Source organism: Streptomyces sp. NPDC047974 (genome assembly GCF_040653375.1).
Taxonomy (GTDB): Bacteria; Actinomycetota; Actinomycetes; order Streptomycetales; family Streptomycetaceae; genus Streptomyces.
Genome location: NZ_JBEZNU010000001.1, coordinates 250,689 through 269,855, shown reverse-complemented (window position 1 = coordinate 269,855; position 19,167 = coordinate 250,689). Strand labels below are relative to the sequence as shown.

Sequence of the window (19,167 nt, the reverse complement as noted above, 5' to 3'; positions counted from 1 at the left end):
TCCAATCCGGTAGGGACGACGCCTCGGTACGGGCCGGGCGGGGCGTGTGGGGGCACGACGCCGGTACGGCGCGGTACGGGGAGGTGCGCGGTACCGAGCGGGTGCGCGCGGTACGGGGGACTACGCGGTGCGGGGCGGGCGGCGCACGGGGTGGAGCAGGCTGGCGAGGATCGAGCCGGTCTCCGGGAACGTGGCGGGGTCCTTGACGCCGACGGTCGCCGGGCGGCGGTCCGGTCGCCAGGTGAAGCTGCCGAAGAGACGGTCCCAGACCGAGAGGTCCACGCCGAAGTGACCGGCCTCGGCCAGGTCGGCGCTGTGGTGCAGCCGGTGTTGCTCGGGAGTGGCCAGGACGTGGTGGAGCGGACCGAGCCGGACGTCCACGTTCGCGTGCACGAAATATCCCTGCACAAGGGTGAAGAGCGCCACCGCGAAAAGGCAGTCGGTGGAGAATCCGAGAAATCCCAGTGTCAATTGGACGGCGCCTTGCTTGAAGGCGACATCCAGTAGGTGGTTGACGCCGTTGTTGGCGACGTTCACTTTTCCCGGGACGTGATGGATTCCGTGTACCTTCCACAGCCACCGATGGGAATGCGCCCAGCGGTGGGCGAGGTAGCCGGCCAGTGAGGAGGCCAGCAGGGCGAGGGGCACCTCGGCCCCGAGCGTGAGCCCCGGCGCCGTGACGGGGGTCGCGGCCTGAACGGCCGTGACGACCGACTTGCCGAGCACGGCGCCGGCCATGGTGAACCCGAAATACGCTGTGTACCAGCACAGTTCCGGGACGCTCGGATGCCAGTCGGTCCGGTGCGGGATCAGCCGCTCCAGTGCCGCGAGATAGACGATGGTGCCGATCAGGAAGAACTGGACGGCCCGGCCGCGGTCCCAGCCGAAGTACAGGACCGAGGTGAAGAGCCAGACTGCGGACAGGAGCAGAATCGGGTACGCGGCATAGCGGAGGCACTCGCGGGCGGACGCGCCGATGGTCCACGAATTCGCCGGCAGCGACCCCTTACCGGGTCGATCTTCCATGCGGAGAATCTCCATCACATCCGAATGGGGAGTTCGCAGAGTAGCAGCGGATGTGAGGGGCCGTGAATGAGTGGACGGCGTTTTTTGGACAGCGCGGAAAGGGGGCGCGCGAGGGGTATTCATAAGAAGAAGTTCTTTTCGTTCTCCGGTGTCCGCGGGGCGGGCTGGGGGGCGCGGGGCACCGGTGCTCGGAAGCAACGATTCCGCACTCGTGCGGGCGGCGCCGGCCATGTCGGTCGCCACCCGCCCGGAGAGCGGTTGCCGCGGGTCCCGGGCCCGGCGGATATGCCCGAAACCTTCGCCCCGCGCCGCCACGCGATCCGCTGATCCGCTCATCCTCCCGCGCCGGGGACTGCAAATCGTTCGGTGGAACTCCGTGGGCCGCACCGACGACGAGATCCGCAAGGCTCGTGAGGACTGGACGAAGAGCGCCCGCTTCGGCGAGGTGAAGGGCTACGGCGGCGCCCGGCTGGACGCGCCGGAGGTGCTGGCGGCCCACTTGCGAGCTGGCGCGTGATGGCGGGTGAGGCATCCGCGCTGGTGGATGGCATGATCCGATCATGGTCAACCGGACGGTTCTCGCGGATCAGGTGTGCACCGGCATCTCCCGGCTCCATCTCGCCCGCCTGATCGAGGAGTTGGCCGGCCCATGGCAGGCCGCTGTCGAGGGACGACGTCACCAGACACGCGGCGGGCCAGGAAACGAGCTGAGGCTGGATGCCACCGAGGTCCAGGTCAGACGTCCCGCAGCCGGTCGCGGCGGACGCCGGGCATTCGTCTCGGGCAAGATGAAGCAGAACACGATGAAGGCCACCGTGAGCGCCGACCACCAGGGCCGCACATTGTGGACCGACGCCCTGCGACCAGGGCGGATGCACGATGCGACGGCCGCGCGCAATGAGGGCATCGCCGTCTGCTTCCAGCACTTCCCGGAGGTGGAGGTGCTTGTGGACGACGGCTGCCTCGGGCTCCGTCGCGACCACCCTGGCCAGGCGATCACGCCGCCCAGAAAGCCGAACAAGATCGCTCTGCCGCATGTGCACGCCGCCAGAGAAGAGGCCCGGCACCCACACTCGTCGAAGCGCATCACTGTCGAGCACGCGCTCGCCGATCACAAACGTTGGAAGCAGCTGGCTCGCTGGACCCACCGGCGCGAGACTCCGCCCGCCACCTGCCGGGCCATCGCCGGCCTCGTCTCCGACGGCACCGTCAACACCTGAGAAATCGCCACGACCAGGCGAAACGGAACCGGGAGGGGAACTATGTGGAGGCATCGGCCTACGGCCTGACGTGGGTGCCGGCCAGGAGGCATGCCTTGGCGCGAATGGGGTTTGCGGCAGGGCTTGTCAAGCGGCCGTATGACCTCCGGCATCCCGGCATCTCCTTCTGGCTCTACTCCGGCGTGGACCCGGCCGAATGTGCTCGCAGAGCCGGTCAGAGCATCGAGGTCCTCTTCCGCTTCTACGCCAAGTTCCTGGACGGCGTGCGAGAGCAGGCGAACCGCCTCATCGAGCAGTCCGTGGAGGAACGGGACCGTATCAGCCAGGGCGGCCCCCCTCGGCTAGGCCGGACTTGGAGCGGAAATGGACCGGAAGAGCTGGTCAGGACTGGGATGGCGGTGGGAGAGACTGGTGGTTGCGCCGCATAATCCATCTCGCGCTGGCTGATGCGACTGGTGGGCGCCTGCCTGGGTGAAAGACCAGGTCAGGCGCCCTTCTTCGTGCCTCTAGAAGAAGCCGAGCTTCTTCGGGGAGTAGCTCTGGAGGATGTTCTTCGTCTGCTGGTAGTGCTCCAGCATCATCTTGTGGTTCTCCCGGCCGATGCCCGACTGCTTGTAGCCGCCGAAGGCGGCGTGGGCCGGGTAGGCGTGGTAGCAGTTGGTCCAGACGCGGCCCGCCTGGATGGCGCGGCCGGCGCGGTAGGCGGTGTTCGTGTCGCGGGTCCAGACGCCGGCACCGAGGCCGTAGAGGGTGTCGTTGGCCGTGCGGACGGCGTCGTCGAAGTCGGTGAAGGAGGTGACCGCGACGACCGGGCCGAAGATCTCCTCCTGGAAGATCCGCATGCGGTTGTCGCCTTCGAAGACGGTCGGCTGGATGTAGTAGCCGCCCTCCAGGTCGCCGCCGTGGCCGACCTGCTGACCACCCGTCAGGATCTTGGCGCCCTCCTGCTGGCCGATCTCCAGGTAGGAGAGGATCTTCTTCAGCTGCTCCGCCGACGCCTGCGCGCCGATCATCGTCGCCGGGTCCAGCGGGTGGCCCGCGACGATCGCCTCCGTGCGGGCGACGGCCGCCTCCATGAACTCGCCGTAGCAGCCCCGCTGCACCAGCGCGCGCGACGGGCAGGTGCACACCTCGCCCTGGTTGAGGGCGAACATCGTGAAGCCCTCCAGCGCCTTGTCGCGGAAGTCGTCGTCCGCCGCCCACACGTCGTCGAAGAAGATGTTCGGCGACTTGCCGCCCAGCTCCAACGTCACCGGCTTCAGGTTCGCGGAGGCGTACTCCATGATCAGGCGGCCGGTCGCCGTCTCGCCGGTGAAGGCGATCTTCGCGACCCGAGGGGAGGAGGCCAGCGGCTTGCCGGCCTCCTCGCCGAAGCCGTTGACGATGTTCAGCACGCCCGGCGGCAGCAGGTCCGCGACCAGGCTCAGCCAGTAGTGCACCGACGCCGGCGTCTGCTCCGCCGGCTTCAGCACGACCGCGTTGCCCGCCGCCAGCGCCGGAGCCAGCTTCCACACCGCCATCAGGATCGGGAAGTTCCACGGGATGATCTGCGCCACGACCCCCAGCGGCTCGTGGAAGTGGTACGCCACCGTGTCCTCGTCGATCTCGCTGAGCGACCCCTCCTGCGCCCGCAGCGCCCCCGCGAAGTAGCGGAAGTGGTCGATGGCCAGCGGGATGTCGGCCGCGAGGGTCTCCCGCACCGGCTTGCCGTTGTCCCAGGTCTCCGCGACCGCGAGCGCCTCCAGGTTCGCCTCCATCCGGTCGGCGATCCGCAGCAGCACCGCCGACCGGTCGGCCGCCGGGGTCCGCCCCCACGCCGGCGCGGCGGCGTGCGCCGCGTCCAGGGCGCGCTCCACGTCCTCCTCGGTGCCCCGGGCGATCTCGGTGAACGGCCGGCCGTCGACCGGGCTCGGGTTCTCGAAGTACCGGCCGCGGGCCGGGGCGACGTACGCGCCGCCGATCCAGTGGTCGTAGCGCGGCTGGTACGCCATGAGCGCGCCCTCGGTACCGGGTGCGGCGTAGCGGGTCATCGGCAGACCTCCCTGAAGGTCGTACGGATCCCGACCGCCGGGACCCACCGGACGGCGGGCGCGGGGCGGCCGCGGACGGCGGGGCGCCCGTCGTCCCGACCGGCGCCCTCACCGCCGAGTGTGGGGGAGGGGACGTTGCAACCCCGTTGCACCGGACGACAGTTCCGCCTCCAGCGCGTCGAGCCGCGCCCGTACGGGCGCGGCCTGTGCCGCCGGCACCGCCGCGCACAGCGCCCGCCACACCTCCAGGTCCTCCTCGCCCCACGCGCTGTACGCCCAGTCCGCGAGCAGCAGCGGATCCGCCCGCGCCACCAGCGCCGCCCGCAGCCGGCCCGCCAGCCGCTCCCGCAGCCGTACGACCCCGGGCGCGGCCGACCCCGGCAGCAGGGGGCCCGCGTACTCCCCGGCGGCCGCCGCGACCGCCCCCGAGGCGAGCCGCCGGTCCACCACCGTGAAGTCGGCCTCCACCGGTCCGGCGAGCCGGTACGGACGCGAGGCCAGCACCTCCGGCCCGAGCAGCGACCGCAGCCGGGACAGCTCGGCCCGCAGCGTCACCGGCGTGACCGACCCGTCCTCGTACAACAGGGACAGCAGCTCCTCGCCGCCCACCCCCTCCGGCCGGTGTGCCAGGACCACCGCGATCTCGCTGTGCCGACGGCTCAGCCGCAGCCGCCGCCCGTCCACCACGAGCAGCGCCTCGTCCCGGCCCAGCGCGGTCAGCCGGGGCCGGCCCGGCGCCGGCTCCGGTGCGAGCAGCGCCAGCTGCGCCTCGGCCGCCCGCGCCACCGCCCGGACGAGCCCGAGACTGTGCGGATGGGCGAGCCCCGCGCCGCCGGTCAGGTCGACGGCGCCCAGCAGCCGCCCGGTGCGAGGATCGTGCAGCGGCGCCGCCGCGCACGTCCACGCCCGCACCGGCGGCCGGAAGTGTTCCGCCGCCACCACCTGCACCGGGCGGCCGACGGCGAGCGCCGTCCCCGGCGCGTTCGTCCCCGCCGCCGTCTCCGCCCAGCCCGCACCGGCCGTGAAGTTCATCCGCCGCGCCTGCCGCAGCGCCGCCGGATCCCCCTCCACCCACAGCAGCCGCCCGCCCGCGTCGCACACCGCGAGCAGATGCCCGCCGTCCCTGGCGTCCGCGCCCAGCAGCTCCCTGATCACCGGCATCGCCGCCGCCAGCGGATGCCCCGCCCGGTACGCGGCCAGCTCCTCCTCGTCCAGCTCCGTCGGCGCCGCGCCCTCCCGGCTGACCCGCGCCCGTTCGGACCGCCGCCACGACTCCGCCACCAGCGCCCGGGGCTCCGTGCCGGACCGCCCGCTCCACCGTGTCGTCGCCTCGCTCAAGTCGGCCTCCCCATCGAGGACGTACTGCTCGCTCCCGGCGCACATCGTCGTGCCCGCGCCGACCGCCGACAAGCACCCGAAACGAGCCGCGTGAGCACCGGACCGCAGGAGTTCCGGAAGCGGAGCCGGTGCCTCACGGCGGGCCGGAGGCCGGCGTGCGGGCCGCGTAACCCGTCCCGCCCGGAGGGTGTGATCGACCGGAAACCGGATCTTCCTAACGTCTTCTCCGTGGGAGAGTTCCCACGTAGGAGGCGGTGTCGGTGTCGTGGGGAGGGGTACCCGTGGGGTCGCCGGAAGCGGAGGACAGGGCCGTGCGTACGGCCTGCTCGTACTGTGGGGTCGGCTGCGGCATCGTCCTCGACATCGCGACGGACCCCGAGACGGGGCGCCGCAGGGCCGTGAAGGCCTCGGGCGACAAGGCCCACCCCGCGAACGCCGGGCGGCTCTGTACGAAGGGGGCCACGAGCGCCGACATGCTGGCCGCCCCCGGGCGGGCCACCACGGCGCTCGTGCGGGCGGAGCGCGAGGAGGCGCCGGTCGCGACCGACGTCGACACGGCGGTCGCCGACGTGGCCCGACGCCTCCGCGCCGTCCTGGACGCACACGGCCCCGACGCCCTCGCGTTCTACGTCTCCGGCCAGATGTCCCTGGAGGCACAGTATTTGGCCAACAAGCTCGCCAAGGGCTTCGTGAGGACCCAGCAGATCGAGTCGAACTCCCGCCTCTGCATGGCCTCCGCCGGAACCGGCTACAAACTGTCGCTCGGGGCGGACGGCCCGCCCGGCTCGTACGAGGACTTCGACCACGCCGACGTCTTCCTCGTCATCGGCTCCAACATGGCGGACTGCCATCCGATCCTCTTCCTCCGGATGATGGACCGGATCAAGACCGCCGGCGCCAAGCTGATCGTCGTCGACCCGCGCCGCAACGCCACCGCCGACAAGGCCGACCTCTTCCTCCAGATCAGACCCGGCACCGATCTCGCCCTGCTCAACGGCCTGTTGCACCTCCTCGCCGAGGACGGACGGCTCGACGAGGAGTTCATCGCCGCGCACACCGAGGGCTGGGACGCCATGCCCGCCTTCCTCGCCGACTACCCGCCGTCGCGGGTCGCCGAACTCACCGGCATCCCGGAGGGCGACATCCGGCGCGCCGCCCGGTGGATCGGCGAGGCCGGTGCCTGGACCAGCTGCTGGACCATGGGACTCAACCAGTCCACGCACGGCACCTGGAACACCAACGCGCTCGTCAACCTGCACCTGGCCACCGGTGCCATCTGCCGGCCCGGCGCGGGCCCCTTCTCCCTCACCGGCCAGCCCAACGCCATGGGCGGACGGGAGATGGGCTACATGGGACCCGGCCTGCCCGGGCAGCGATCGGTCCTCGTCCCCGCCGACCGCGCCTTCACCGAGGACCTGTGGGGCATTCCGGCGGGCTCCCTCCGCGAGGAGGCCGGGCGCGGCACCGTCGAGATGTTCGAACGGATGGCGGCCGGCGACATCAAGGCGTGCTGGATCATCTGCACCAACCCGGTGGCCTCCGTCGCCAACCGCAAGACCGTCATCGCCGCTCTCGAATCGGCCGAACTCGTCGTCACCCAGGACGTGTTCGCGGACACGGAGACGAACGCGTACGCCGACGTCGTCCTCCCCGCCGCCCTGTGGGCCGAGTCCGACGGCGTCATGGTCAACTCCGAGCGGAACCTCACCCTCGTCCAGGGCGTCGTCGACCCCCCGGGCCAGGCCCTCCCCGACTGGCAGCTCATCGCCCGCGTCGCCTGCGCCATGGGATACGCCGAGGCGTTCACGTACGCCTCCGCCGAGGAGGTCTTCGAGGAGCTCAAGCAGGCCTGGAACCCGCAGACCGGCTGGGACCTGCGAGGCGTCTCGTACGAGCGCCTGCGCGCCACCCCCGTGCAGTGGCCCGCCCCCACCGCCGACGGCCCCGACCGCAACCCGATCCGCTACCTCAACGACGGCGTCAGCCAGACCTTGCTGGAGCGCCCGGACGGCACGCGCCCCCGCCTCGCCTTCCCGACACCCGACGGGCGGGCCCGCTTCTTCCCGCGCCCTCACCTGCCGGCCGCCGAACTCCCGGACGACGACTACCCGTTCGTCCTCAACACCGGTCGGCTCCAGCACCAGTGGCACACCCTCACCAAGACCGGCAAGGTCGCCAAGCTGACCAAGCTGAACCCCGGCCCGTTCGTCGAGGTCCACCCCGACGACGCGACGGCCCTCGGCGTCCGGGAGGGCGACCACCTGGAGATCGCCTCCCGGCGCGGCCGCGCCGTCCTGCCCGCCGTGGTGACCGACCGGGTCCTGCCCGGCAGCTGCTTCGCCCCCTTCCACTGGAACGACCTCTTCGGCGAGTACCTGAGCGTCAACGCCGTCACCCACGACGCCGTCGACCCCCTCTCCTTCCAGCCCGAGCTGAAGGTGTGCGCCGTGAGCCTGGCGAGGACGACGGCACCGGTTCCGGTACGGGTGCCGCATGCGGTGCCGGTGCCGGTGCCGACCGAGGCTTCCGTTTCCGAGACCGCCTGCGGGACCGCTTCCGAGACCGTCTCCGGGACCGCCGCGGAGGCGGTCCCGCAGGCCGATGCGGCGACCGGGTCCGCGGCGACGGCCCTCGCCGCCCTGTTCGGCGTCGCGGAGCTCGTACCGCCGCCGTTCACCGAACCCGAGCGCCGCTATCTCGCGGGGTTCCTCTCCGGGCTCGCCGCCGCCCCTGCCGACGGCCGGATCCCGGTCCTGCCGGCCACCGCCCCCTTCAGCCCCGACCACGGGGTCTGGGTCGACGGGGCCCTCGCCGGAACGTTCTCCCGGACCCGGGCGGACGCGCCCCCGCCGCTCCCGGCGCAGGCTTCCCCCGCACCGGCGGCGGGGGAGGACCGCACCCGGCGGTCGGCGCCGTCCGCCGCGCGCCGGCTCCTGATCCTCTGGGCGTCGCAGACGGGCACCGCCGAGGAGTTCGCCGCGACGGCCGCCGGCCGGCTCGCCGAGGCCGGACACCGGCCGGTGCTCCTCCCGATGGAGCGCGCCGACCTCTCCGCGTTCGGCTCCGACACGGACCTGCTGGTGGTGACCAGTACGTTCGGGGACGGCGACGCCCCCGACAACGGCGCCGCCTTCTGGACGGCCCTGAACGCGCCCGAGGCCCCGCGCCTCGACGGCCTGCGCTACTCCGTCCTCGCCTTCGGGGACCCGGCGTACGACGACTTCTGCGGCCACGGCCGCCGGATGGACGAGCGCCTCGCCGAACTCGGCGCCGGCCGCCTCCTGCCGCGTACCGACTGCGAACCCGACCACGAGGAGACCTCGATGGCCTGGCTCACGGCCCTCCTGCCGCTGCTGCCCCCGGAGGCCGCGGAACCCGCCGTACCGGCCGTTCGCACCGAGCCGTCCCGCACCGCCCCCGTGCCGTCCCCGGGCGGGAGCGCGCGCCCGCCGGCGTACTCGAAGTCCTCGCCGTTCGCGACGCTCCTCGTCGGCAACCGGCTTCTGAGCCTGCCCGGTTCGCAGAAGGAGGTGCGCCGCTTCACCTTCGACACCCGGGGCGGCGAGCTCGCGTACGAGGCGGGCGACGCCCTCGGCGTCTGGCCGGTCAACAGCGGGGAGCTGGTCGCGGAGTGGCTCGCCCTGACAGGCCTCGACCCGGCCGAACCCGTGACAACGGGCACGGGAACGGGAGCGGGCACGGGAGTGGGCAGGGGATCGGGCAGGGGAGCGGAGACTCTGCCCCTCGTCGAAGCGCTGCGCACCCGCTTCGACATCACCCGCATCACCCCGGACCTGCTGAGGTTCGTCGCCGAGCGCACCGGGAGCCAGGAGCTCAAGCGGCTGCTCCGCCCCGGTCACCGGGACGAACTGGCCAAGTGGAGCTGGGGACTTCAGGCACCCGACCTCATGGCCTCCCACCCGGTCCGGGCCTCGGCCGCCGAGTGGGCGGGGGTGCTCAAGCGGCTCCAGCCGCGCCTGTACTCGATCTCCTCCAGCCCCCTCGCGCAGCCGGGCGAGGTCAGCCTCACCGTCTCGGTCGTCCGCTACGCCAACGACCGGGGCCGGGAGCGTACGGGAGTCTGCTCCGCCTATCTCGCCGATCACGCCGACGACGGCCCGGTGCAGGTCTTCGTCCAGCGCACCCCGCACTTCCGGCCGCCCGCCGACCCGGCCGCGCCGCTGATCATGGTGGGCCCGGGCACGGGCGTGGCGCCCTTCGCCGGCTTCCTGGAGGACCGCCTGGCCCGCGGCCACACGGGCCGCAACTGGCTCTTCTTCGGCGAGCAGCGCCAGGCCACCGACTTCTATTACCGGGAGGACCTCGAAGCCCACCTGGCGACGGGCCACCTGGACCGCCTCGACACCGCCTTCTCCCGCGACCAGCGCGCCAAGGTCTACGTCCAGGACCGCATGCGCGAGCACGGCGCCGCCCTGTGGTCCTGGCTCCAGGACGGCGCCCACCTCGCCGTCTGTGGCGACGCCGCCCGCATGGCGAAGGACGTCGACCGCGCCCTCCGGGACGTCGTCGCCCGCCACGGCCGGATGACCGAGGAGGAGGCGGCCGCGTACGTGAAGCAGCTGGCGACGGAGAAGCGTTACGTCCGCGACGTCTACTGACGCACGCCGGTCGACATCGCGGACGGAGGGATCGCGGGATCAGGGAGGGAGATCAGGGACGGCGGATCAGGGGCAGCCGACCCGCGCGTCGCCGGGATCGGTGGTGCAGGTGTCGGTGTTGAGACCGCCGTTGGCGGTGTCGTTGCCGCCGACCCCGTCGACCGAGTTCAGCGTGTCGTTGCCGTAGTTGCCGAGGAGCGTGTCGGCTCCCGTGCCGCCGATCAGGGTGTCGTTGTGGTAGCTGCCGTCGACGCGGTCGTTGCCGGGACCCGCGTGGACCGTGTCGTTGCCGAAGCTCGCGTTGACGGTGTCGTTGCCGCTGAGGGCGCAGATCACGTCGCCCTGGTACGTACCGTTGAGGGTGTCGGCGCCGCTGGTTCCGATGATCGTGCAGCCGCGGCTGTTGTTCACGGTCGTGGTGCGGGACGCGGTGTTGTTGCCCGGCGTCGGGTCGGCCTGGGCGGCGGTGACGGTCGCCGTGTTCGTCAGTGTGCCGGTCCGCGAGGGCTCGACGACGATCGTCACCGTGGCCGAGGCGCCGGACGGGCTCCCGGCCGGGTCGAGCGTGCCGAGGGCGCAGGTGACACGGCCGGGCACCGTCGTGCAGGTGCCCCGGTCGGTCGTGGCCGACAGGATGGTGGCCGTACCCGTCAGGGTGTCGGTGAGCTGGACGTTCGTCGCCGCGGTCGTGGTGCTGTTGTTCGCCGCGCGCACGGTGTAGGTGACGGTGTCGCCGATGGCGACCGTGGCGGCCCCGGTGCCGGTCACCGACACGTCCACGCCGGCGGGCGGCTCGACGCCGCCACCGCCGAGGTAGCGGGCCAGCCCCCGGTGCGCCTCGAAACTGAAGGCCGTACCGGCGAGCCCGGCGGCGACGATCCTGCCGTCGGCCTGCAGCGCCACGCTCGCGGCCGCGTCCCCGGTGCCGCCGAAGTCGGTGGTCACCCGTCCGTCTCCGCTGAAGCCGGGGTCCAGTGAGCCACCGGTGTTGTACCGGGCGAGCGCGAAGTCACCGGCGTAGCGGCCCGCCACGACGAGCCGGCCGTCGGACTGCACGGCCAGGTCGGCGCCGCCGCCCTCCTCGGGGCCGAAGGAGGTGGTGACCCGCCCGTCCCCGTCGAAGCCCGGGTCCGGCGCGCCGGCGGTGGTGAACCGGGACACGAGGAAGGCGTTGCCCTCGCTGCCCGCGACGACGATCCGCCCGTCTGCCTGCAGCGCGACGGCCGCCCCGGCGCCGGTGCCGGTGGTGACCCGCCCGTCGCCGTCGAAGGTCGTGTCGAGGGTGCCGTCGGCGAGGTAGCGGGTCACGGCGAGACCGTCGGCACTCCCGGCGGCGACGATCCTGCCGTCGCCCTGCAGGGCGATGTCGGCGACGCCGTGACAGCACGTGGGACCGAAGGTGGTGGTGACCCGCCCGTCACCGCCGAAGCCGGGGTCCGGAACGCCGGCGGAGTCCCAGCGCACCAGCGACCACACACCGCCGCTGGACCCGCCGGCGAGGATCCTGCCGTCGGGCTGGACCAGCACCGCCTGCGCGGTCTCGATCGCGTCGACGTCGATCTCGGTGAGCACCTTGCCGCCCTCGCCGAAACTCGCGTCGAGGCTGCCGTCAGGGAGGTAACGGGCCGCGGCCCACTGGCCGTTGCCGCCCCAGTCGGTGGACCCGCCGACCGCCACGATCCTGCCGTCGGGCTGCAGCGCGACGCCGCGGCCCTCGTCGTTGTTGGCCCCCACGAAGTCGGTGGTGACGATGCCGTCACCACCGAAGGTCGGGTCCAGGCTGCCGTCGGCGTTGTACCGGGTGAGGGTGAAGTCGCCGGAGGTCTCGTCGGAGTACCCGTACCCGATGGTGACGATCCTCCCGTCCGGTTGTACGACCATGCCCTCGGCCCCGGCGAAGCCGCCCAGGTCGGTCACGACCCTGCCGTCGCCGTCGAAGGAAGGGTCCAGATCCCCCGGTGCGGCCACCGCGACCGCCGGCAGCCCCAGGACGAGCGCCACGACGGCGGCGCCCACCGCCCCCCTGGTCCTCCTCGCCCTCGCCGCCCTCGCCCTCACCGTCCTCGTGCGACCGGTCCGCGGCCATGAGCTCCTCAAGGACATGCGTGATCACTCCGTCCGTCGATCCTGAGGCCCCCACCCTTCTCGCCGCCGGTGACCGGCCCCGGCGCGACGGGCCGAACTGCGCCTACTGGACGGACCGGCTCCACCCCCAGGGGTGAGCACCGCAGGGCCCGTCGCCGATGCCGTCCCGGACGCATCGGCCGGGAGGAACCGGACCCATCCGACCGGAGGGCCGGGCCCATCGGCCGGGAGCAGCGGCGGCGGCCGTCGGGAGGACCGGAGATAACGATCTTGGGCGGGGGCGGTCACGGACCCGGCAGTCCGGAGGGGACCCAATGCGCGGTCTTTCCCCGCAGCGGATGAATCGTTCAGCCTTTTCGCGCCCACCCCGCAGCCCGACGTCTTCCCGGCCCGTTAGGACAGCAGGAAACCCACTCCCTCCCCGCCCGCCCCCGTATCTCGTCGCGCGCCCGCACCGCAGCCCGTGCCCGGCGCAAGCGCCTCCGGAGACCTTCATGACCACCGCCCCGGCTCCCACCCGGGTCCGGATCGCGGCAGCCTGCCGCGCCGTGACCGAGGCCCCCGCCTTCTCCTTCGCCGTCCTGACGGTGATCCTCTTCAACGCCGTCCTCCTCGGCGCCGAGACCTACCGCGGCTTCGCCGGCGACCACGCGGCCGAACTGCACGGGGCCGAGCTCGTCTGCCTCGCCTTCTTCACGCTGGAGATGCTGCTGCGCGTCGGCGCCCACGCCGACCGGCCCAAGGAGTTCTGGCGGGACGGCTGGAACATCTTCGACCTGCTCGTCGTCGCGTGCGCCTACATCCCCTTCGTACGCGAGAACTCCACCGTCCTGCGGCTGCTCCGGCTGGTACGCGTGCTCCGCACCGCCCGCTTCCTGCCCCAGCTGCGCATCCTCTTCATCGCGGTCTCGCGCAGCCTGCCCGGCACCGTCAGCTTCCTCTTCGTCGGCGCCGTCATCCTCTACGTCTACGCCATGATCGGCTGGGTCTGCTTCGGCTCCCACGACCCCGCCCACTTCGGCTCCCTCGGCCGCGCCCTGCTCACGCTCTTCCTCCTGATGACCCTGGAGGGGCTCCAGGACGCCATCTACAACGGCCTGGCCATCTCGCGCCTGAGCCTCTTCTACTACGGCTCCTACGTCCTGCTCGCCTCCTTCGTCCTGGTCAACGTCCTCATCGGGGTCGTCCTGAACAGCCTCGACGAGGCGCGCGAACTCGACAACGCCGCCCTCGACGCCGAGGGCCGTGCCTCCCGCGGCGGCGCGGGGAAGGCGGAGGACGCGGACCTCGCGGAGCGCATCGCCGACATGCGGCAGAGCCTCGACCTCCTCGAACGGTCCCTGGCCGCCACGCACCGGCCCAGCGCCGTCGGCGAGAAGGACCGCATGGCGACGATCGCCTGACCGAGCCGCGCCCCTCCGGCCTTTCTATATCCCATATCCATTGTCTTTAGAATGGCCGGATGGAGCACATCGAAGCGATCGCCGCCTTGCAGGATCCGGTACGCCGCCGCCTGTACGAGTACGTGGTGGCGCAGGGCCGTGACGTCGGGCGCAACGAGGCGGCGGAGGTGGCGGGCGTGGCGCGCACCCTCGCCGCGCACCATCTGGACCGCCTGACGGAGGCGGGGCTGCTGGAAAGCGGCAGCCGCCGCCTCACGGGCCGTTCGGGCCCGGGGGCGGGCCGCCCCGCCAAGGTCTACCGGAGGGCGCCGGGCGAGCGGTCGGTGTCGCTGCCCGCCCGCGACTACCGCACCGCCGCCGAACTGCTCGCGGAGGCCGCCGAACTGGCCGGCCTGGACGCCGGGCTCTGCGCGGCCGCACGCCGCAGGGGTGAGGCCCTGCGTGGGGCGACCGAGCCGTGCGGAAGCCTTGAGGAAGCCATGGAACTGCTGGCGGCCCGGGGGTACGAGCCGCACCTCGAAGCGGCTGAAGCCGCCGATGGGGATCACGCCGCCGAAGCCGCTGAACCCGCCGAAGCCGCCGTCATCCGTCTGCGCAACTGTCCCTTCCATGCCGTCGCCGAGCGCTTCCCGCCGCTTGTCTGCGGCATGAACCTGGCACTGCTGGAGGGGTTGTTGGGCGAGTCGGACGCCGTCCGCGCCCGGATGGACGCGAGGCCGGGGGAGTGCTGCGTGGTGGTCGAGCCTTCTAAAAACAATATTCATTGACATAGAAACGGGCGGCATGCTGGGATGAGGCCATGACCGCCTCCCCGCACACGCCCGTCGGCGCCCACCACCTCGCCCAGCTCAATGTGGCCACACTTCTCCACCCCCTCGACGACCCCCGCATGGCGCCGTTCGTCGAGATGCTCGACCCGATCAACACCGCCGCCGACGGCACTCCCGGTTTCGTGTGGCGGTTCGTGGAGGAAGGGACGTCCGACGCCACCGGCGCGCGCCCCGCGGGCGAGGACGTCATCGTGAACCTCAGCGTCTGGGAGAACCAGGAAGCCCTGTGGGACTTCACCTACCGCAGTGGGCACCTGGAAGTGATGCGGCAGCGCCGCGCGTGGTTCGAGCGGCACGTCGAGGCGCACCTGGTCCTCTGGTGGGTCCCCGCCGGGCACCGCCCGACCGCGGAGGAGGCCGTGGAACGCCTGGCGGACCTACGCGCCCACGGCCCGTCCCCCCGCGCCTTCACCTTCGCCTCCGCCTACACCGCCGCGGAGGCGGAGTCCTTCGCGGCGCGCTCCGCTCCCCACGACGGCGGTGACGTCGACGCGTCGTGAGGACCATCGTCATGGGGGGGTGATGGAGGCGCCGGCCTCACGCGGTGCGGAGCGCCGCCTCGATCGCCTCGACCACGCCGCCGTGAGCGGCCGGGGCCACCCGGAGGCCACGACCCACCGGCACGGGTGACTGCTGCCCGATCCGGTCCAGGACCCGCACGAAGTTCTTGTCGGCCGTCAGGAACACGTCGCAGTCCGGCAGGTGGGAGGCGTGCTGCACGTCACGGGGGTTGCCGCCGGTGACCTTCATGTCCGCCTGGACGGTCTGGGCCGCCCACCGGAGCCAGTTGCGAGGCATGTGCGCGGCGTCCACCTCGTACAGCCAGAAACGGTTGAACTCCTCGCGGGAGGCGCACATGGCGCCCAGGTCGACACGGGCGCCGACCCAGTCGGCGCCGGTGGTGTCCTCGTGCGTCAGCACCGAACGGCGGCCCACGGCGAACGAACGCCAGTACACCTCCTGCGTCAGCGGTCGCCACGCCGCGATCCGGTCGCCGGGCTCCCACCCGAGCTGCGGCCCGGGCCCGGTCTCCTCGGACGGGAACGCGGTGATGCGGGACAGGTCGCCGACGTCGAACCTCCCCGCACGCCACTCCTTCTGCTGCGTCTTCTGGACGTCCACCAGGTGCTGCGCCGTACGGTCCGCGTGCCTGGCCGGAGCGATCTCGCGGAAGAGCTCGTGGGAGTCCAGGGCGCGCCGCCAGAACGTCTTGGTCCAGAAGGTGCGCCAGCTCGCCTCGCGACCGGTGTCGGGTACCGCGCGCACCCACTGCGGGCGCAGGCGGCGCACCTCCGCGACGACCTCCGCGGCCTCCAGGTCGGCCTCGCTCCGCAACCGCTCGTCGGTGCCGGTCAGGAGGGCCCGCACGATGGCCTCCCGCTTGTCGGAGCGGGGGTGCTGGAGCACCTCCAGCAGGACACCGGGCGGGGTCACCACGCGGTGACCCAGGGAGCGGACGAGCGCCTTGAACCGGTCGCCCGCCCGCTCGTCCCCCAGGTACGACCAGATGTTGTTGTCCAGGATGATCTTCAAATGGGCCCCTCTCCACGACGGCCGACGCCACCCCGCCCCGTTCCGAACCCGCCAGGGCGCGGGGGCGACTCTTGGAACAGCATCTCAGCAGGCACTGACAATCGACCGTCAACGCCGGGGGCAGGCTTCACCGTTGCGGATCGCTCTGCGCGTTCGGGTGATCACGTACCGCTAGGATCGCGGGCGTTGCCGCCGCCACAGGCATGCGGCGGACCGAGAAAGGGGCACACCGATGGCCATCATCGTCACCTTCGACTTCCCCGGCGCCGGGCAGGAGCTCTACGACACGGTCATCGAGCGGATGACGGACGGCAGAGGCTTCACCCGCTTCGCGGACCTGCCGGTCGTGGGGCTCGTCTCGCACGCGGCCGGCACGGCCGACGGGGTGTTCCGTGTGACCGAGGTCTGGGAGAGCCAGGAGGCACTGGAGACCCACGCCGAGGCCTTCGGCCCGATCCTGGCCGAGCTCGGCCACGCCGACGTCCGGCCCACGATCATCCCGGCCCACAACTTCGTCGTTTCATAAGGCAGTCGGAGGCCCGCCGCACCGGGTGCCGTCGCCGTCCGTCCCCGGGAGGGGATCCGGTGCGGGACCCGGTACGGGATCCGGTGCGGGACCCGGTACGGAGTGCAGAGTCCAGGGTCGTTCGCCGACACAGAGGGGCCGGATCTCGTGAATCCGCCGACCGCCGCCTACCTGAACGGGTCCACGGGGGCGGGGAACATCCCCGCGTAGGGATCGGGTTCGCCCGTGAACGGATCCAGACCGGCCTGGAACCGTCGCTCCTGCTCCCGCCGGCTCACGAAGGTCCCGGTCCGCTTCCAGAGCGACACGTCCCCGAGCGGACACGCGTCGAACCGGCCCAGCATCATGCGGGTGATGAACTGGACCATGGTGCAGTCGAACAGAGCCCACGGCGACTCGCTCCACGCGTGGTGCCGACGCCAGGCCACCACGGGCCACCTGTCCGGGTCCGGGCCGTTCATGAGCCAGGCCATCTCGTTCGCGTTCATTCCCGTGCCCCACGGCAGGACGGCGTCGGCCCCCGACGCCACGCCCGGAACCCCCGCGTCCTCCGCCCAGAGCCCGCGCAGGTCGTCCGTCCTGGCCCCGATGTGACAGCTTGCCCACCCGCGCACGTCACTGGGCAGCGGCGGCAGTATGACGAGGTCGCCGATGTCGCCCACGCCGTACGTGTCCAGCAGGGCTTTGTAGTCGCTCGGCAGCGCGGTGCCCAGCGCACCTTCGGCCGCGGACCAGTCGATCCGCTCACCGCCCGCGCAGTCCGCCGGTACGAGTGCGAGCAGCGCGGCGACATCGGGATGCGGGTTCATGGTGGAGCTCCCTGCGGTCGGGGGTGGGTGGGCGGCGTCGAGCGAGCGTGGTGCCGTCCGTCCGCGTACGGTACGGGGCGGTGTGGCGTCGCGCCGACGTGCGCCGGACCGGGGCATGGTGAGGAGTATGCGGACGCCCTTCATCGTTCCCCGAATCGACGCAGGCGACGGCCTGGTGCTGAGGCCCTGGGGCCTCGACGACCTGCCGCTGGTGCGGGAGGCGGCCGAGGACGCCTACATTCCACTGGTCACCACCGTGCCGAGCCCCTACACGCACGCCGAGGGCATCGCCTTCGTCGCCCGCCAGGAGGACCGGGCGCTCAGCCGCACGGGATACCCGTTCGTCATGGCCGAGGCGGCGGGGGACCGTGGCCTCGGGGCGGTCGGCCTGTGGCCGGACGCCGCCGACGCGGGGCGTGCTTCCGTGGGCTACTGGGTGGCGGGCTCGGCCCGGGGGAGGGGCGTCGCCGCGGTGGGCCTGCGCGCGATCGCCTCCTGGGCGCTCCGCGATCTCGCCCTCGCGCGCCTGGAGCTGTACGTCGAACCCTGGAACACCGCCTCCCGCAAGACGGCCGTGCAGGCCGGCTTCACCTACGAAGGCCATCTCCGCAGCCGGCAGCCGGTGGGCGGCGAGCGCCGCGACATGCTGGTCTACTCCCGGATCGCCGAGGACCTGACCGTCGCCGACGCATGACCCGGGGCCCTGAGCGCCCCCTCGGAACGGTACGCGTCGACCGGCGCGCTACGGGCGTTCGGTGAGCACCCCGGCCAGTCGTTCCATGAACTGGGTCAGCCAGGCGAGGCGCGGACCGTCGCGAGCGACGCGGAAGCCGTGCCGACGGCCCCAGAAAGCGGCCTTCACCGCGTGGAACTGTGCCCATCGGCGTACGCGTTCCCGGTCGAGTTCCGCCGCCTCGGCGAAGACGTCGAGGACCCGGTCGGCGGCCCCGCGCAGGTCGTCCGCTTCGAGGAGCGTCAGCGCCCGCGACTTCAGCAGCGTGCCGGCGTCGTAGGCGGGATCTCCCGCGTACCCCTTGGGGTCGACGGCCAGCCACGGCTCCCGGTCGGCACGCAGGATGTTCCGCGCGTGCAGATCGCCGTGGACGACGGTGTCCGGCTGGTCCAAGCCCAGCTCCCGTACCGTCGCGACGGCGGCGTCCAGCACGCGCGGTGGCATGGTGTGCGGCAATGCTTCGGCGTCCTCGCGGAATTGGGCCTCCCAGGCGCCGGCCTGCTCGCGCAGCCGGGGCAGGCCGGGCGGTGCGGGCACGGCGAGGCGGCGATCGAGCCGCCCGGCGACCGCCGCGACCTCGTCACCGTCCGCCACCTCCGCGAGGGTCGAAGACCGGACCCGCTCCAGCAGCATCGCGAATCGCTCGTCGTCGCGCTCGTGCAGCAGTACGGCCCCGTGCCCGCCCCACGCGACGAACGCGTCCGGCTCATGGACGTTCCCGGGATGCGGGAATGACACCTTCAGCACCGCGCCCTCCCCGGACAGCCGCCGCACCGGAACGATGACGCCGACGCCCCCGTGCATCACCTCGCCGTCCGGAGAGCACCCCCACTGCTCCAGCAACTCCTCGACAATGTGCGGTAGTTCGACAAGCCAGGCCGACCCGACCGCACCCTCCCGGCCGACAGTGCTGCGTACGAACTCCTCCGGCACATCGATCATCCCGTCACCCTACGTGGCAATCCGTCCGTCCCCCCGCCGGCCTCCCTCGACGGACCGGGACTACTGTCACCGG

The 19,167-nt window shown here is 72.3% G+C and carries 14 protein-coding genes and 1 pseudogene; 8 read left to right on the top strand and 7 right to left on the bottom strand.

Annotated elements, in window-relative coordinates; translation table 11 throughout:
* Positions 1-120: 120 nt before the first annotated feature.
* Complete coding sequence (locus AB0E19_RS01235; protein ID WP_362171220.1) at positions 121-1,026, bottom strand: sterol desaturase family protein; 906 nt, start codon at positions 1,024-1,026, stop codon at positions 121-123.
* A gap of 358 nt (positions 1,027-1,384) precedes the next feature.
* Between AB0E19_RS01235 and AB0E19_RS01230 the strand changes: the two are divergent.
* Both AB0E19_RS01230 and AB0E19_RS01225 read left to right on the top strand, forming a co-directional pair.
* Positions 1,385-1,543: pseudogene (locus AB0E19_RS01230) on the top strand (pirin); the annotation flags it as partial.
* Positions 1,544-1,586: 43 nt separating this feature from the next.
* The gene (locus tag AB0E19_RS01225; protein WP_362171217.1) at positions 1,587-2,246 is read left to right on the top strand and encodes a transposase family protein; all 660 of its coding nucleotides are present in this window, start codon (positions 1,587-1,589) and stop codon (positions 2,244-2,246) included.
* A 506-nt stretch (positions 2,247-2,752) separates the two neighbouring features.
* On the opposite strand, the gene AB0E19_RS01220 is transcribed toward AB0E19_RS01225, so the two are convergent.
* Positions 2,753-4,276, bottom strand: coding sequence for an aldehyde dehydrogenase family protein (locus tag AB0E19_RS01220; protein WP_362171214.1), 1,524 nt, complete (start codon positions 4,274-4,276; stop codon positions 2,753-2,755).
* A gap of 108 nt (positions 4,277-4,384) precedes the next feature.
* Positions 4,385-5,659, bottom strand: coding sequence for a GAF domain-containing protein (locus AB0E19_RS01215; RefSeq protein WP_362172286.1), 1,275 nt, complete (start codon positions 5,657-5,659; stop codon positions 4,385-4,387).
* 266 nt (positions 5,660-5,925) lie between these two features.
* On the opposite strand from AB0E19_RS01215, the gene AB0E19_RS01210 reads away from it, so the two are divergent.
* The gene (locus AB0E19_RS01210) at positions 5,926-10,233 is read left to right on the top strand and encodes a bifunctional nitrate reductase/sulfite reductase flavoprotein subunit alpha (RefSeq protein ID WP_362171211.1); all 4,308 of its coding nucleotides are present in this window, start codon (positions 5,926-5,928) and stop codon (positions 10,231-10,233) included.
* 66 nt (positions 10,234-10,299) lie between these two features.
* Here AB0E19_RS01210 and AB0E19_RS01205 read toward each other — a convergent pair whose 3' ends face one another.
* Positions 10,300-12,249 (bottom strand): calcium-binding protein, encoded by a 1,950-nt coding sequence (locus AB0E19_RS01205; protein ID WP_362171208.1) that lies wholly within the window; start codon positions 12,247-12,249, stop codon positions 10,300-10,302.
* 563 nt (positions 12,250-12,812) lie between these two features.
* On the opposite strand from AB0E19_RS01205, the gene AB0E19_RS01200 reads away from it, so the two are divergent.
* Genes AB0E19_RS01200 through AB0E19_RS01190 form a run of 3 tightly spaced genes read left to right on the top strand, consistent with a single transcriptional unit; the run spans position 12,813 to position 15,051 of the window.
* A complete protein-coding gene (locus tag AB0E19_RS01200; protein ID WP_362171205.1) occupies positions 12,813-13,721 on the top strand; it encodes an ion transporter in 909 nt (302 codons plus the stop codon).
* 59 nt (positions 13,722-13,780) lie between these two features.
* Positions 13,781-14,488, top strand: a complete 708-nt coding sequence (locus tag AB0E19_RS01195; protein ID WP_362171202.1) for a transcriptional regulator — start codon at positions 13,781-13,783, stop codon at positions 14,486-14,488.
* A 32-nt stretch (positions 14,489-14,520) separates the two neighbouring features.
* Positions 14,521-15,051, top strand: a complete 531-nt coding sequence (locus AB0E19_RS01190) for a DUF3291 domain-containing protein (protein WP_362171199.1) — start codon at positions 14,521-14,523, stop codon at positions 15,049-15,051.
* Between the two features lie 37 nt (positions 15,052-15,088).
* Here the strand turns inward: AB0E19_RS01190 and AB0E19_RS01185 are convergent, their stop codons facing one another.
* Entirely contained in the window at positions 15,089-16,084 is a 996-nt protein-coding gene (locus tag AB0E19_RS01185; protein WP_362171196.1) for a hypothetical protein, read from the bottom strand.
* 232 nt (positions 16,085-16,316) lie between these two features.
* Here AB0E19_RS01185 and AB0E19_RS01180 point away from each other — a divergent pair, with 232 nt between their 5' ends.
* Complete coding sequence (locus AB0E19_RS01180; RefSeq protein WP_362171193.1) at positions 16,317-16,610, top strand: hypothetical protein; 294 nt, start codon at positions 16,317-16,319, stop codon at positions 16,608-16,610.
* 167 nt (positions 16,611-16,777) lie between these two features.
* Here the strand turns inward: AB0E19_RS01180 and AB0E19_RS01175 are convergent, their stop codons facing one another.
* Complete coding sequence (locus AB0E19_RS01175) at positions 16,778-17,419, bottom strand: hypothetical protein (RefSeq protein ID WP_362171191.1); 642 nt, start codon at positions 17,417-17,419, stop codon at positions 16,778-16,780.
* 127 nt (positions 17,420-17,546) lie between these two features.
* Here AB0E19_RS01175 and AB0E19_RS01170 point away from each other — a divergent pair, with 127 nt between their 5' ends.
* Complete coding sequence (locus AB0E19_RS01170; protein ID WP_362171188.1) at positions 17,547-18,113, top strand: GNAT family protein; 567 nt, start codon at positions 17,547-17,549, stop codon at positions 18,111-18,113.
* A gap of 48 nt (positions 18,114-18,161) precedes the next feature.
* Here the strand turns inward: AB0E19_RS01170 and AB0E19_RS01165 are convergent, their stop codons facing one another.
* Positions 18,162-19,094 carry an aminoglycoside phosphotransferase family protein gene (locus tag AB0E19_RS01165; RefSeq protein WP_362171184.1) on the bottom strand — a complete coding sequence of 311 codons (933 nt, stop codon included), beginning with the start codon at positions 19,092-19,094 and terminating at the stop codon, positions 18,162-18,164.
* Between the last annotated feature and the right edge of the window lie 73 nt (positions 19,095-19,167).

Excerpts from the sequence above, each read along its gene's own strand:
- AB0E19_RS01235 (WP_362171220.1), bottom strand. The coding sequence starts at position 1,026 with ATGGAAGATCGACCCGGTAAGGGGTCGCTGCCGGCGAATTCGTGGACC.
- AB0E19_RS01165 (WP_362171184.1), bottom strand. The coding sequence starts at position 19,094 with ATGATCGATGTGCCGGAGGAGTTCGTACGCAGCACTGTCGGCCGGGAG.
- AB0E19_RS01195 (WP_362171202.1), top strand. The coding sequence starts at position 13,781 with ATGGAGCACATCGAAGCGATCGCCGCCTTGCAGGATCCGGTACGCCGC.
- AB0E19_RS01175 (WP_362171191.1), bottom strand. The coding sequence starts at position 17,419 with ATGAACCCGCATCCCGATGTCGCCGCGCTGCTCGCACTCGTACCGGCG.
- AB0E19_RS01215 (WP_362172286.1), bottom strand. The coding sequence starts at position 5,659 with ATGTGCGCCGGGAGCGAGCAGTACGTCCTCGATGGGGAGGCCGACTTG.
- AB0E19_RS01225 (WP_362171217.1), top strand. The coding sequence starts at position 1,587 with ATGGTCAACCGGACGGTTCTCGCGGATCAGGTGTGCACCGGCATCTCC.
- AB0E19_RS01200 (WP_362171205.1), top strand. The coding sequence starts at position 12,813 with ATGACCACCGCCCCGGCTCCCACCCGGGTCCGGATCGCGGCAGCCTGC.
- AB0E19_RS01220 (WP_362171214.1), bottom strand. The coding sequence starts at position 4,276 with ATGACCCGCTACGCCGCACCCGGTACCGAGGGCGCGCTCATGGCGTAC.
- AB0E19_RS01180 (WP_362171193.1), top strand. The coding sequence starts at position 16,317 with ATGGCCATCATCGTCACCTTCGACTTCCCCGGCGCCGGGCAGGAGCTC.
- AB0E19_RS01190 (WP_362171199.1), top strand. The coding sequence starts at position 14,521 with ATGACCGCCTCCCCGCACACGCCCGTCGGCGCCCACCACCTCGCCCAG.
- AB0E19_RS01170 (WP_362171188.1), top strand. The coding sequence starts at position 17,547 with ATGCGGACGCCCTTCATCGTTCCCCGAATCGACGCAGGCGACGGCCTG.